Source organism: Candidatus Methylacidiphilales bacterium, assembly GCA_025056655.1.
Taxonomy (GTDB): domain Bacteria; phylum Verrucomicrobiota; class Verrucomicrobiia; order Methylacidiphilales; family JANWVL01; genus JANWVL01.
In genome coordinates, this window is the sequence record JANWVL010000164.1 from 20,213 (window position 1) to 33,881 (window position 13,669).

Below are 13,669 nucleotides of genomic sequence, written 5' to 3' on the forward strand. Positions count from 1 at the left end.
AATCTCCCCAAATTATGATCTCGTGGATCCTCAAGAAAATTTTCGGAACCAAAAACGAACGCGAAATAAAACGCCTATGGCCCATAGTCCACAAAATCAACGAAATCGAAGCCTCCTACCAACAGCTCCCAGAAGCTGAATTCCTAAAAAACACCGCACGCTTCAAAGACCGCCTAGCACAAGGAGAAACACTCGACGACCTACTACCAGAAGCTTTTGCAACCGTCAAAAACGCCTGTCGCCGCTTCACACAAGCCCGCCGTGTCATCAACGTGCGCGGCCACCCCATCGTCTGGGAAATGATCCCCTACGATGTCCAACTCATCGGAGGTATCGTCCTCCATCAAGGAAAAATAGCAGAAATGGCCACAGGTGAAGGAAAAACCCTCGTCGCCACTTTACCCGTCTATCTCAACGCTCTCACAGGCAAAGGCGTCCATGTCGTCACAGTCAACGATTACCTCGCCGCTCGCGATAGCGAGTGGATGGGCGAGCTCTATCGCTACCTCGGGCTCACCGTAGGCTGCATCCAGCACGATCAACCGCCACACGTCCGCAGGCAACAATACGCCTGCGACATCACTTACGGCACAAACAGCGAGTTCGGCTTCGACTACTTAAGAGACAACGGAATGGCACTCCGCAAAGAAGACAAAGTCCAACGCGGACACATCTATGCCATCATAGATGAAGTCGATAGCATTTTAATCGACGAAGCACGCACCCCTCTCATCATCTCAGGCCCAGTCACAGTCTCTACCCACCAATACGAAAAATATAAACCCGCTGTAGCTGCACTCGTGCGAGAGCAAGCCAAAGAAGTGGCCGCCCTCAATGAAAAAATCAAAAATATGATCGAAGCCGGCGCACCCCCCCTCGAATATGGCCGCTTAATGTTTAAGGTAAAACTCGCCATGCCGCGATCCAAACCCTTGCTGAAGCTCCTCGAAGATCCCGTCCACCGCCGCGCCATGGACGATGCCGAATTATCATTCTACCAAGACACACGCCGCGTCGAGCTTTTTAAGCTCAAAGACGAATTGCTCTTCTCCATCGATGAGCGCAACAACGAAGTCGACCTCTCAGAACGCGGCCGTCAATTTCTCAGCCCCAACAACCCCGAAGCCTTTACATTACCCGATTTATTGACCCGTTTCCATGAAATCGATCAGTCCCCCCTCTCTCAACATGAGAAAGACCAAGAAAAACAAAAACTCCAACGACTCTACGACGAGACCAATGAGCGCATCCATCACATCTCTCAACTCCTCCGCGCCTACTGCCTCTTCGAAAAAGACGTCCACTACGTCGTCCAAGATAACAAAGTCATTATCGTCGATGAATTCACTGGCCGCCTCATGCCAGGCCGCCGGTGGAGCGATGGCTTACATCAAGCCGTAGAAGCCAAAGAAGGCGTTGAGATCGATCGCGAGACGCAGACCTTAGCCACGATCACCATTCAAAATTATTTCCGCCTATACGAAAAACTTGCAGGCATGACCGGCACAGCGGAAACCGAAGCCAACGAATTCCACGACATCTACAAACTCGATGTCGTCGTCATTCCCACTCACAAACCCTGCATCCGCATCGATAAAAATGATGCCATCTTCAAAACTCGCCGCGCCAAATACAACGCCACCATTGAAGAAATTAAAAAAGCCCACCAAAAAGGCCAACCTGTGCTGGTCGGAACAGTCTCCGTCGAAGCTTCCGAAATCATCTCAAGAATGCTGAAACGCGAAGGAATCCCCCACGCAGTCCTCAACGCCAAATATCACCAACAAGAAGCCGAAATCATCGCTCGTGCAGGCCAAAAAGGCGCTGTCACAATCGCAACCAACATGGCGGGCCGTGGCACAGATATCAAACTCGGCCCAGGTGTCGCCGAGCTAGGCGGCCTTTACGTCATCGGCACCGAGCGCCATGAAGCACGCCGCATCGATCGCCAACTCCGTGGCCGCTGCGCTCGTCAAGGCGATCCCGGAATGTCGCGCTTCTACATTTCATTCGAAGATGACTTAATGCGAAACTTCGGCGACTCACGCCGCATCAGCAACCTCATGACTCGTCTCGGAATGAAAGACGATGAGGAACTCGAGCACCCTTGGCTGAACCGAGCCGTAGAGACAGCGCAAAAACGCGTTGAGCAGCGCAACTACATGATCCGAAAACACACATTGCAATATGACGACGTGATGAATATGCAACGCACCGTCGTCTATGGATACCGAGATGAAGTCCTCGAGACCGAAAACCCCCGCGAGCTTGTGTTTGAAGTCATCCAAGAAGTCATCCAGTCCCAAGTGCAATCGCGGCTTACGGCGACCCATCACGACATCGAAGGCCTGATTCATTGGGCAAACAATACGTTTCCCCTTGGCCTTTCCCTTAAGGATATAGACGCCAACGCCTCCCCCGAGAAAATCGCGCAGTTCCTCCTCGAAAAAGTCAAAGCTGCTTATGAACTCAAAGTCAAATTTGAACAACCTGAGGCGATCACTTCACTTGAGCGAATGATGATTCTTTCGGCAATTGATCGGCTATGGCAGGAACACCTCTACGCCATGGACGGCCTTCGCCAATCCATCAACTTGCGCGCCTACGGTCAAAAAGATCCCCTGATCGAATACAAAAATGAAGCCTACTCGATGTTTGAAGACCTCATGATGCGGATCAAAAATGAAATCGTTCACAACGTCTTTCGATCCGCAACAAGCCTAGAAGCCTTTGAGCGCTTCTTCACCGCGCTCCCCCAGCGCCTTATCCACGAATCAGCACCATCAGCAACCAACCCAACCGAAAGCCATAGTGTGACGGAGACAAAAGGTGAATCCTCCTCCACCACTGATAAACAGCCTCACAAGCCCATCATCCCCATCCGACGCATGGGGCCAAAATTGGGACGAAACGACCCTTGCCCACTCGATCCCAGCAAAAAATTCAAAAACTGCTGTGGGGCCTTAGGTGAAAAGACCTGTATCAAAGTCTGAACTAGACCCTGTTGCTGCTGATGAAGGTTGAAGTCATCAATACAGGCAGTGAACTGCTTTTAGGCCACACAATTAATACGCATCTAGCTACTCTTGCAGAAGCTCTTTTTCCGCTAGGGCTCAGGATCCAGAGGCAAACCACAGTCCCAGACGGCAATGCAATTCGTGATGCGGTCGCTCAATCGCTAGAGCGTTCTTCCTACATCATTATCACAGGCGGATTAGGCCCAACCTCAGACGACCTCACGCGCGAAATCGTCGCAGACTTACTCGCAGCTCCTTTGGAATTTTCCGATGCCGTCTGGAGGCAGATAGAGGCTTTCTTTAGTCGCCGTAATCGCCAGCCTACGGAAAATAACCGCCGTCAAGCATACGTTCCCCAAGGCGCTGAGCCGCTTCCAAACCCACACGGAACTGCTCCAGGCCTTTGGTTCGATACAAAATGGAAAGGTGAAGAGAGAACGTTGATTTTGTTACCGGGCCCACCGCGTGAGCTCAACCCCATGCTCTACGACCATGTGATTCCAAGGCTAAGAAGCCGCCTACAACTTCCGCAGCCGATTCAAGCAATTTGGAGCCTCGTCGGCCTTGGCGAGTCCGTCGTAGCAGAGGCTGTAGAAGATTTTCTCAAAAATCTCTCAGGTGTGGAGTATGGTTATTGTGCACGGAATGGCCAAGTGGACATTCGTCTTGTCGCCAAAGAAAATAAGCCGATTGAAAAGGCAGCAGCATTTTTTAGTGAAAAATTCGGAGAACGCGTTTTCCGAAGCGACGGAAAACCTTTAGAGTTTTGGATTGTTCAGATGGCAAGAGAGCGCGGCTTGACGTTGGCACTAGCTGAATCTTGCACGGGCGGCTTGATTGCTCATCGGTTGACGAATGTCCCCGGTGCCTCAGAAATTTTACGGGGCGGATGGGTCGCTTACACAGTCGAGATGAAATTGGAGATGTTGAAGGTGCCAGCTCGATACATCGAGACATACGGTGTCGTATCGTCAGAGGTCGCGAGCTCAATGGCCTCTAAAGCCCGAGAAATAGCCGATACAGACTGGGCTGTGGCGACCACGGGTTACGCTGGTCCTTCGGGAGGAACGGATCGTGATCCTGTGGGAACTTGCTACGTCGCTTGGTCCAACAGGAGAGGCACAACTGAAGTGGAACGTCTCTTTTTTCCAATGGATCGTGAAAGTTTCAAATTGAGAGTTGCGCAGTGTGCTCTGGATGGGCTTAGGATGAGGATAGGATGAGCTTCTTAATCAAGGTCTCAGAAGGCTGGCCTTACACCACAATCATGATTTAGAAGCAGCCTTGAGGCATATCTGGGGCGCAAGGAGCGCAAATAAGATAGCGATATGGGTAAGGACAATCGTCGCTCCTGTGGAAGTATCGAGGGCTGCAGAGAGCACGACCCCGGCGGCGCCTCCAATAAGGCCAATCAGAGCAGCCATGAGAAGCATGTGACGGAAGCTCCGCGCGATGAATCGTGCAGAGGTTGCCGGTATGACGATGATCGCAGTGAGAAGAAGTGCCCCGAGCATTTTGAGGCACACCGTGATCATCGCTGCAATCATTACGGCAAAGAGAAAATTTAACCGTGTGACGTTCAACTGGCGCGCTCGGGCCATGTCAGGTTGCACAATGAGCATGAGAAATCGTTCGCTGTAGTAAGCAACAAAAATAAGGATCGCAATCAGTAAGCCCGCTTGGATGAGGAGATCGGCCGGTGTGTTGGCATAGATGTCGCCGAAGAGCATGCCTTCGAGAAGGCGCGCTTTGCCTTGGTATTGAATCAGAATGATGCCTAGCGCGACGCTTCCTGTGAGGGAGAAGGCGATGATGGTGTCGGGACGAAGTTGCGTGTGAGTGAAAAGATATGCCATGCAGATAGCCATCAATAGGCTATAGAAGAGCACTACTAGAAGCGTCGGGAAAGTTGTGGAGAGGGCGTCTTGTATTAAAAGGCCTAGAGCTAGGCCCGTTATTGTGGAATGCGCGATGGCATCGCTGAAAAATGACATGCCGCGCAGAGTGATAAAAACTCCCATGAGTGCGCATGCGGGGCCGAGAATTACCATGGATAGAAGCGCAAGCCGCATGAAATCGTGTTCAAAAATCTCAAGCATGGCAACAAGGGTGAGTAGAAGGAGGCGGCGCGCTCCAGCCGTAAAGGGAGGAGAGAATGTGTTCTCTCAACATTTCCGATGCGTCACCTAAGGCAAAGTGAGAACGATTTAGGCAGAGGATTTTTTTGGCAATTCGGCTGATCCAGTGAAGGTCGTGGCTTACGACGATGAGACTGAGCCCGCTATCGAGAATTTCACGTTTGAGGATATCTTCGAGTGCCGTTTCTTTTGCGGGGTCAACTCCGGTGGTAGGTTCATCTAAAATGAGCAGATCTGGATTTTGAATGAAGCTTGCTGCGAGCATCACGCGTTGAAGTTCACCCCCTGAGAGCCGATCGAGGCGCTTGTGAGCGATCGGGTGGAGGAGAAAACGTCGGAGGATATCTTCGATGTGTGAAGAGGTAGTAGAGCAGTGGAAGGGGCTGAACGTCCCGCTGCAGACTTGAAGCCATTCAAAGACTGTGACAGGGATGTGTCGGTCATCGAGAAGACGTTGAGGAAGATAACCGAGGCGCGGCGAACCTTGGATTTCGACATGGCCACTCGTGGGTTTAATAAGACCAAGAATGACATGCAGGAGGGTTGTTTTCCCTCCGCCGTTTGGGCCGATAATTGCTAGGATGTCGCCTTGTTGGATGGTGAGGTTGATCTTTTGGAGGACTGTCTCTTGAGCCCAACCAGCAGTGACGTCGGTGAGTCGAATCTGCCAAGGAGTAGGTGTAATTTTTGTCGAAGAGAGCTCTACTGCCATGCTTTTTTGAGAACTCGAAGGTTGTTTTCCATTGCATCGATGTATGCGTCGGGATGAGGTTTACCCGTTTCAATGGTGTCGAGAGAGGCTATCCGTGTGCGTGTTTCTCTTGAGAGAGTTTCTAAGAGCTTCGGGGGATAACCTACTTCAGTAAAGATGACCTGAACTTGATTTTGACGAATGATTTCAATCAGTCTTGCTACACGCTTCGGCGATGGGGACTGATGCGGGAGCTGCTCTACAAATCCAAGATAACGGATGTGATAGCGCTTGGCGAAGTAAAGAAATGAATTGTGAAAAGTGAGCAGGGTCTTTTTTTTGAGGGGCGCAAGTGCATTTTGGAAATCCTTATGTAATTTTTCTAATTGTGCAAAGTAAGTAGCAGCGCGTGTTTGATAGTAAGATTTGTTGTCAGGATCTTTTTCGATGAGCGCTTTGAGGATGTTTTCAGCTTGTTGTTTCGCAAGCAGTGGATCTAGCCAGACATGTGGATTGGGGCCGTGATGGTGGTGATGACGTGCAGCTCCGCCGTCATCTGCATGAGAATGCGTGCACCCTTCTAGGGCAAGATCATGATCGTCGAGTGTCTGAATGCCACGGCTGGTGTCTATGATGGAGATCGTTTTTTTTGCTGAGCGTGTGTAGTCTTCGATCCAGGGTTCTAGCTGTATGCCGTTGATGAAAATCAGATCAGCGTTGTGAAGCTTTCGTAGGTCGCTGGGTTTTGGATGATAATCGTGCAGACCCACATTGGGAGGAACGAGTTGATGAACAGTTGCTCGGTCGCCGCAAATACTGAGTGTGTGAGCGGTGAGAGGCAGGATAGTGGTGATGATTTGTAGACGCGCTGTGGCATAAGATTGTGACGACAACAGGAGAATTCCTATAAGACTAGGCCAAATCGCTAGCTCTGGTTTCATGAGGGACGAGAATATGTGATGGCTGAAATAAATGCAAATGATTTGCATTTATCATCGGATGATGCCGCGTCGCGAGTTTCGAACGAAGTTAACAAGATGCTGAATTTCCTTTGTGGAAGGCAATGTGGCAGAAATTTTTTCGAGGGCTTGGGTTGTATTCAGAGTGCGGTCGTATAAGATTTTATAGGCGTCCCGAATGACTCTAATGGTCTCATCAGCAAATCCACGACGCTGCAGTCCAACTGTATTCACGGCACGAACATCAGCGGGGTTACCGTCGGCAATGAAATAGGGGGGCACATCCTGGACGATCTTTGTGCAACCTCCAATCATGCTATGCGAGCCGATACGACAGAATTGGTGAACTGCAGAAAGTCCACCTATAACGACGTAATCTTCAACGATGACGTGTCCGGCTAAGGTGCCGTTATTGGACATGATGATGTGATCACCGAGTTGGCAATCGTGGGCGATGTGAACGTAGGCTAAAAAGAGGTTGTGATTTCCAATGAGCGTGCGGGCATGTGGAGCGGTGCCGCGGTTGACTGTGCAGAATTCACGAAATGTGTTGTAGTCGCCGATCTCAAGAAAGGTGGGCTCTTCTTGGTATTTGAGGTCTTGAGTTACTTGTCCTATCGAAACGAAGGGAAAGAAGTGATTATGTTTGCCGATTTTGGTTTTGCCGACGATCGAGGCATGGTGATCGATTCGCGTGCCGGATGCGATCTGGACTTCTTTTCCAATGTAAGCGTAAGCCCCTACCGTGACGTTCTCGTCTAAGTATGCTCCAGGTTCTACAATAGCTGTGGGATGAATAATGGTCGGCATGTAAAATTAAAACTACACCAGGGCAAACATTAGCTCAGCCTCGGAGACAATTTCGCCGTTAACTGTGCATACGGCTTTAGCTTTTGCAATTTTCCCGCGTGCCTTGAGCAGCTCAACATCGATGAGCAAGGTATCGCCTGGCATCACAGGCTTTCGGAATTTGACAGCATCAGCGCTCATAAAGTAGCCCAAACGCCCGGCATTGCCCGTCTGGCGAAGCATGAGGATGCTTGCGACTTGTGCCATCGCTTCGAGTTGGAGGACACCTGGCATGATCGGATGCCCTGGAAAATGGCCTTGGAAAAAAGGCTCGTTAATTGTTACGGACTTTTGGCCCGTAGCCTTGTTAGGGCCTTCGAATTTTAAAATACGATCCACCAGCAGGAAGGGATAACGATGAGGCAAAATCTTCATGACTTCGTTGACGTCAAGCGCGCCCTCGCCCGTGGGGATATTTTCAACTGGCATCAGTTGCGCGAGATAATTTTTGTAATGCTTGTAGATGGCTTTCGTCAGCTCGACATTCAGCGCATGGCTTGGTTTTGCCGTGTGAATATGGGCTTTGATGCGTAACGGAAAAAGCGCTAGATCTCCGATCACATCAAAAATTTTATGCCGAACAAATTCGTCTTCATAACGCAGAGGCTCGCTGGAAAGGATGGTTTCATCTTTGATCACTACGGCGTTTTCTAAGCTGCCGCCTTTGATTAGTCCTTTTTCGAGAAGAGGCTGGACTTCTTCATAGAAAACAAAGGTGCGAGCTCGTGCAATCTCTTGTGGGAACTTTGTTTCATCCTCTTTCCAGTGTAGAAACTGTGTGAATCGACCAGTGTGATTGGCGTTGGTGCACGATATTTGGAAGTGATCCGATGGCCAAGCGATTGAGTAAGCGCCGTTTTTGCCCCACACAGCGATCGGCTCTCGTAGCTCGAAATAGACACGTGGCGCTTCCTGTTGTTGCAGACCAATTTTGTGGATCAACTCAACAAACTCACGCCCGCTGCCGTCTAGGATCGGCGCTTCGTTGGCGTTCAATTCAATAATCGCATTATCCACACCGCATCCGCGCAGCGAAGCTAGGACGTGTTCAACTGTGTGAATTTTAACGTTGCCCTCACCCAGCGTAGTAGCGCGCTCCATTTGCTTCACATTATCAATGTGAGCATGAACCGTCGGCTCATCGGGTAAATCTTTTCGTTGAAATACATAGCCCGTATGCGGAGCGGCCGGCTTTAAGGTCAATGTAACCTTGTTCCCTGTGTGGAGTGATATTCCAGATATCGAGCCAGAGCCAGCCAAGGTGTGCTGAAATTGAGGTGACATATCGCAAGTGTTAGCTTACGCGCCTATTTTATGGCAAGACGACGATTTACAGCGGAACAATTTCTGCGCGATACCTGCCGCCCTCCATCAAATGCAGAAGCGCGACTGAAGGAGGAGCACCTCGGTTACAGCGTCCCACTGCTCCCGGGTTTAGGTATTTCGGACGTCCTGTCTCTTCGAGATGCGGGACATGGGTGTGTCCATACAATACCCAGTCGTAGGCCACTAGTGGACGATCAGGTATAATGTGTGCCAGAAAAAATGTCTCTCTGCCTCGCCTCAACTCGCAGTTCTGCGGCAATGATAAATCCCAGTCATTATTTCCCCTCACAGCCAACACTCGATCACATATCCCTCGCAAAGCATCCAAAATCCAAGATTCACACACATCCCCGAGGTGCCAGATTTCTTCGACGTTTGTAAAAATCTCCTCAACTTTTGGCGGTAAAATGTTGTGCGTATCGGCCATCACGCCGATCCGCTCAGGCGTATTTGTTTGGCCGATCTCGTGGGCTTCGGCTTGACGAACTCCGCTCGCATCATGCATAAAGTTTTTCATGGGAAAGCAACATAACGTTATTATCAAACGCAAACGCAGGAAAAACTATATCAAACGCAAACGCGAGCAGTTCAAGCTCCGCTTCCAAAAAAACTAACTCATGCCATGGCTATTGATTGACGGGCATAATGTTATTTTTCATCACCCTACTCTTACACAGGACTATAAACGCCGGCCAACCACTGCAATTGATTATTTGATTTCTCAAGCTCAACATATCAGCGATACTCGAGATTGGAGGACCGTCCTTTTCTTTGACGGCAACTTCAAAAGCCGAGGTATTAGCTGCTCCAGAAGCTGCAAATTGGAAATTATATTCGCAGACTCTTACCTGACCGCCGATGCCCTCATCGAAAAGCTCTGTCAAAAAATACCTCCATCGCAAGATATCTTTGTCGTCACAGCAGACGTTGCCCTAACCCAGAGTATCGCCTCCTCTCGTGTCCACGTTTTCACGCCCGATTGGTTTTTTCAAGAATGTAAAGCTGCGCGAGAAACCCTCCAGGACTCCCTTCGCCGCATCAATCGAAAAGCACGTTGGGAAAGGCATTAACTCTACTGCTTTTGCAAAATGCTTCTACTGAAAGAACCCGATATCACTTAATCCAAAAAAATTAGAAAAAAGTTTGCCATTTAATCCCTCATCCCTAAATCTATGCTTACTCTACGAACTGCCCCCAGACCCTATGGAATCTATAGCTAAAATTGGCATCATATTAGCGTTAATCGGTGGTATCTTCTCTGGCATCTTCGCATTCCTCTTCAAAACCGGTCGCTACGATACCACTAAGGCCGACCTAAGCGTCACTAAAACTAATCTCGAACAAACCACAAACAAACTTAACCAAACCGAATCCGAACTTTCGGCAACGAAACAAAATCTCGAAGCTACCACAACACAACTTTCCGAGGCGAGAAGTAAAGCTGAAAGTCTAACTCAGTCTCTCAATGAAGCCACAGAAAAACTCAGCAGCCTCGAGAAAGAGCTCGTCCAAACCAAAGAAAAAATGGCCCTAGCAGAGGCTAAGCTTGCCGAAGTAAATCGAACCTTAGGTGAAAAATCAGAAGAAGCCCGCGCCGCAACTGAAAAACTTGAAGCCCTACAAGCAGAACGCAAAATCATCGATGAACAACTGGCTGCTGCACAAAAAGAAATCAACCGCTTGAACGACCTCATTCGTCGCAAGCCAGACAAAAAGCTGCCCCCAGGCATATCCGGTCGTATCGTCAATGTAAATAAAAATTGGGGCTTTGTCGTGCTCAACATCGGCGACAAAGACGGTCTCATCCCTGGAGGGGAATTGATCGTATACCGTGGAAAAGAGTATATTGGTAAACTACGCGTCACCTCCACAGAAGCCAAAACAGCCGTCGCTGACATAATCCCAGACGCGACCAGAGGAGAAATCCAAATCGGCGATGAAGTCTTTAATTAAGTCCATCATCCTCATCCCCATCATTTCCAGCTTCATCGGCTGCGCCACGACAGAAAAAAACACTGAAAACAAACGTGTATCCACCGTCCCATGGAATAAACCCCAACGTTGGGAAGGCTATGGTCAAATGGGAGCTGTAGCCGATGCCATGGGAGCAGGACGTCCGGGTGGCTACTGACTAATCTGCTTCTACCATCTGCACTCTTTTTTGATCTAAGCTTCTCACAGACATGGTCGTTCCCTTTTTCGACCTCAAAGCGCAATACGCAGCGCTTGAGAAAGAAATCCTTTCTGCCATCGCAGATTTTCTCCCTAAACAACAGCTCATCTTAGGAGAGACCGTAGAAAACTTTGAAAGACACCTTTCTCGATATTGCCATACACCTCATGCAATCGGTGTATCATCAGGCACAGATGCTCTCGCGCTCGCCCTTGAATCCTTAGAAATTCAAGCAGGCGATGAAGTGATCGTGCCCGCGTTTACTTACTTCGCTACTGCTAGCGTTGTCGTGCGACGTGGAGCAAAACCCGTTTTCTGCGACATCGATCCCCTCACCTACAATCTCAATCCACATCTGCTAGAAAGCCTCTTGACCTCTCGCACCAAGGCTATCATCCCAGTGCATCTTTTTGGCCATGCCGCTCCGATGCCAGAAATCTTGGCTTGGGCGATGCGTCACAACGTCGAAGTCATCGAGGATGCTGCTCAAGCAATCGGGGCTGAGATTCATGGAGCCCGAGTAGGAAGTTTCGGTCGCATGGCGGCCTTTAGTTTTTATCCGACTAAAAATTTGGGCGCCTTTGGCGACGCCGGCGCACTTACTGCACATCGCGATGAAGACGCGATACGCCTGCGAATGCTTCGCGCGCAAGGCTCAAAAGAACGTTACGTCCACGAAGGCATCGGTGGCGCATTCCGACTCGATGCCCTACAAGCTCTAATTCTCAGCATCAAACTACCTCATCTCGAAAGCTGGCACGAAGCCCGCCAACAACACGCCCGCTACTACCTCCATCACTTATCGGATATCGAAGGCTTATCGCTTCCAGTCACGCTTGACGGTTACCGCCACACCTATAACCAATTCGTGATCCGCACTAAGCAACGAGACGCCCTACGCGCTCATCTGCAAAACATGGGAATTTACACTGAGATCTACTACCCACGCGCTCTGCCAGATCAGCCAATTTTCGTTCAACTCGGTTATCACAAATGCTCCTGCCCTGAAGCTCGCGCCGCCGCACGCGAAGTCTTGGCCCTTCCAATCTATCCCGAGCTAACCGAAGAAGCCTTGCAAAAGGTCGTTCATGCTATCCGACTATTTTTCAACAAAAACGGATAGCCCGATTCCAGAGCCACCAACTCCATATCCTTGCCTTCACAAGGCCCCTTTGTCGCCTTTTTTGCGTAAAAAGATACTGTTTGCACGAATTAGTAAATAGTTCTTGCTTTTTTTAAATTTTTTAATACAAAAACGTATAAGCGGACGCTCGCGTTCCTTTACTGGAACCATCCTCCTCCTCCTTGGCGGGCGTCCGCCCTTACTTTTTCGAGTCCTCTCACAGCCTTTTCACCAAGCCCCTCTTGCACCCCTCAGGAAAAGCAAGAATAATACCCCAATGACCGATCTGGAAGCCTACGTCGCACTCAATCAAGTGCCTCGGCTCGGCCCCATCACTGCCCGTCGCTTAATTGAAACACTGGGCTCACCGGCAGCAATATTCCAAGCCTCGACGAATGAATTGACCGCAGTCCGCGGCATTGGTCACGAAATTGCTCAAGCGATCAAAAACTCAAATCCCATCGAATTGGCCGAAAAGGAGCTCTCACGAGCCAACCAGCGACAAATCCAAATCCTAGTCCCATCCGATGCCGCCTATCCAGAGGCTTTGCGCGAGCTCGAGGATGCACCACTCGTTCTCTACATCCGCGGCACAGTCCCCCAAAAATGGCCGCGTAGCCTAGCCATTGTCGGTTCGCGTTCGATTTCACATTACGGTGAACAAACAGCAAAAAAGCTCGCCTACCAACTCGCCTACGCCGGCGTGCCGATTGTCTCTGGCCTAGCGCGCGGAATCGACTCCTACGCCCATCAAGGCGCGCTGGCTGCTCAGGGGACGACATGGGCAGTCCTAGGATGCGGCCTTTCTCATATTTACCCGCCAGAAAATACTCCATTAGCGGATAAAATCATCGAAAGCGGTGGATGTTTGATCAGTGAGTTTCCTCTGGATACCCAGCCCGACCGTCAGACCTTTCCCATGCGCAACCGCATCATCAGCGGCCTGAGCTTTGGCGTCCTAGTAATCGAGGCCGGCAAAGACAGCGGCGCCTTGATCACCACACGTTTTGCACTCGAGCAAGGCCGCCAAGTCTTTGCAGTCCCCGGGCGGATTGATTCTCCCCACTCCAAAGGCTGCCACCAGCTTATCAAAGAAGGCGCCAAGCTCGTCGAGGATGCACAAGATATATTACAAGAGCTCCAATACCTCTTCCCACCCATTCCTGAGCCGCAAAGCAGTCGCCCCATTCCTGCCTCACTGTCGGAAACTGAACGTCTAATTTTCGACGCGATCGGCACAGAAGAAATCCCCATAGACCATCTTATCGCCACCACAGGTCTGCCCGCTCAACAAGTCTCCTCCACGCTGCTCCGACTCGAAATGAAGAAACTTATCCGTCAACTTCCAGGCAAATTTTTTGTTCGGACGGCATGATTTCCAAGAAAGTCTGCG

Annotated in this window: 13 protein-coding genes; 7 read left to right on the forward strand and 6 right to left on the reverse strand. The window is 50.0% G+C overall.

Annotated elements, in window-relative coordinates; all coding sequences use genetic code 11:
- Positions 1-14: 14 nt before the first annotated feature.
- Both secA and NZM04_10600 read left to right on the forward strand, forming a co-directional pair.
- On the forward strand, positions 15-2,993 hold the full coding sequence (gene secA / locus NZM04_10595; protein ID MCS7064463.1) for a preprotein translocase subunit SecA: 2,979 nt from the start codon (positions 15-17) through the stop codon (positions 2,991-2,993).
- A 20-nt stretch (positions 2,994-3,013) separates the two neighbouring features.
- Positions 3,014-4,240: a CinA family nicotinamide mononucleotide deamidase-related protein gene (locus tag NZM04_10600; protein ID MCS7064464.1), complete on the forward strand. Its 1,227-nt coding sequence runs from the start codon at positions 3,014-3,016 to the stop codon at positions 4,238-4,240.
- A 42-nt stretch (positions 4,241-4,282) separates the two neighbouring features.
- On the opposite strand, the gene NZM04_10605 is transcribed toward NZM04_10600, so the two are convergent.
- From NZM04_10605 to NZM04_10630, 6 genes are read right to left on the reverse strand one after another with little or no spacing between them, the layout of a single operon-like run.
- Positions 4,283-5,116, reverse strand: coding sequence for a metal ABC transporter permease (locus NZM04_10605; GenBank protein ID MCS7064465.1), 834 nt, complete (start codon positions 5,114-5,116; stop codon positions 4,283-4,285).
- Entirely contained in the window at positions 5,109-5,867 is a 759-nt protein-coding gene (locus NZM04_10610) for a metal ABC transporter ATP-binding protein (protein MCS7064466.1), read from the reverse strand. Before NZM04_10610 ends, NZM04_10605 begins: the two co-directional genes overlap by 8 nt.
- Positions 5,858-6,787 carry a zinc ABC transporter substrate-binding protein gene (locus NZM04_10615; GenBank protein ID MCS7064467.1) on the reverse strand — a complete coding sequence of 310 codons (930 nt, stop codon included), beginning with the start codon at positions 6,785-6,787 and terminating at the stop codon, positions 5,858-5,860. Before NZM04_10615 ends, NZM04_10610 begins: the two co-directional genes overlap by 10 nt.
- A 51-nt stretch (positions 6,788-6,838) precedes the next feature.
- Positions 6,839-7,615, reverse strand: a complete 777-nt coding sequence (lpxA, locus tag NZM04_10620) for an acyl-ACP--UDP-N-acetylglucosamine O-acyltransferase (GenBank protein ID MCS7064468.1) — start codon at positions 7,613-7,615, stop codon at positions 6,839-6,841.
- Positions 7,616-7,627: 12 nt separating this feature from the next.
- Positions 7,628-8,938: a bifunctional UDP-3-O-[3-hydroxymyristoyl] N-acetylglucosamine deacetylase/3-hydroxyacyl-ACP dehydratase gene (locus NZM04_10625; protein ID MCS7064469.1), complete on the reverse strand. Its 1,311-nt coding sequence runs from the start codon at positions 8,936-8,938 to the stop codon at positions 7,628-7,630.
- 46 nt (positions 8,939-8,984) lie between these two features.
- Positions 8,985-9,497, reverse strand: coding sequence for a metallophosphatase family protein (locus NZM04_10630; protein MCS7064470.1), 513 nt, complete (start codon positions 9,495-9,497; stop codon positions 8,985-8,987).
- A gap of 100 nt (positions 9,498-9,597) precedes the next feature.
- On the opposite strand from NZM04_10630, the gene NZM04_10635 reads away from it, so the two are divergent.
- The 5 genes from NZM04_10635 (at position 9,598) to dprA (ending at position 13,651) form a co-directional block, all read left to right on the forward strand.
- Entirely contained in the window at positions 9,598-10,050 is a 453-nt protein-coding gene (locus tag NZM04_10635; protein ID MCS7064471.1) for an NYN domain-containing protein, read from the forward strand.
- A gap of 133 nt (positions 10,051-10,183) precedes the next feature.
- The gene (locus NZM04_10640) at positions 10,184-10,933 is read left to right on the forward strand and encodes a hypothetical protein (GenBank protein MCS7064472.1); all 750 of its coding nucleotides are present in this window, start codon (positions 10,184-10,186) and stop codon (positions 10,931-10,933) included.
- Positions 10,917-11,111 carry a hypothetical protein gene (locus NZM04_10645; GenBank protein ID MCS7064473.1) on the forward strand — a complete coding sequence of 65 codons (195 nt, stop codon included), beginning with the start codon at positions 10,917-10,919 and terminating at the stop codon, positions 11,109-11,111. Before NZM04_10640 ends, NZM04_10645 begins: the two co-directional genes overlap by 17 nt.
- A 52-nt stretch (positions 11,112-11,163) precedes the next feature.
- Positions 11,164-12,276, forward strand: a complete 1,113-nt coding sequence (locus NZM04_10650; GenBank protein ID MCS7064474.1) for a DegT/DnrJ/EryC1/StrS family aminotransferase — start codon at positions 11,164-11,166, stop codon at positions 12,274-12,276.
- Positions 12,277-12,379: 103 nt separating this feature from the next.
- Entirely contained in the window at positions 12,380-13,651 is a 1,272-nt protein-coding gene (gene dprA, locus NZM04_10655) for a DNA-processing protein DprA (GenBank protein ID MCS7064475.1), read from the forward strand.
- Positions 13,652-13,669: the final 18 nt, after the last annotated feature.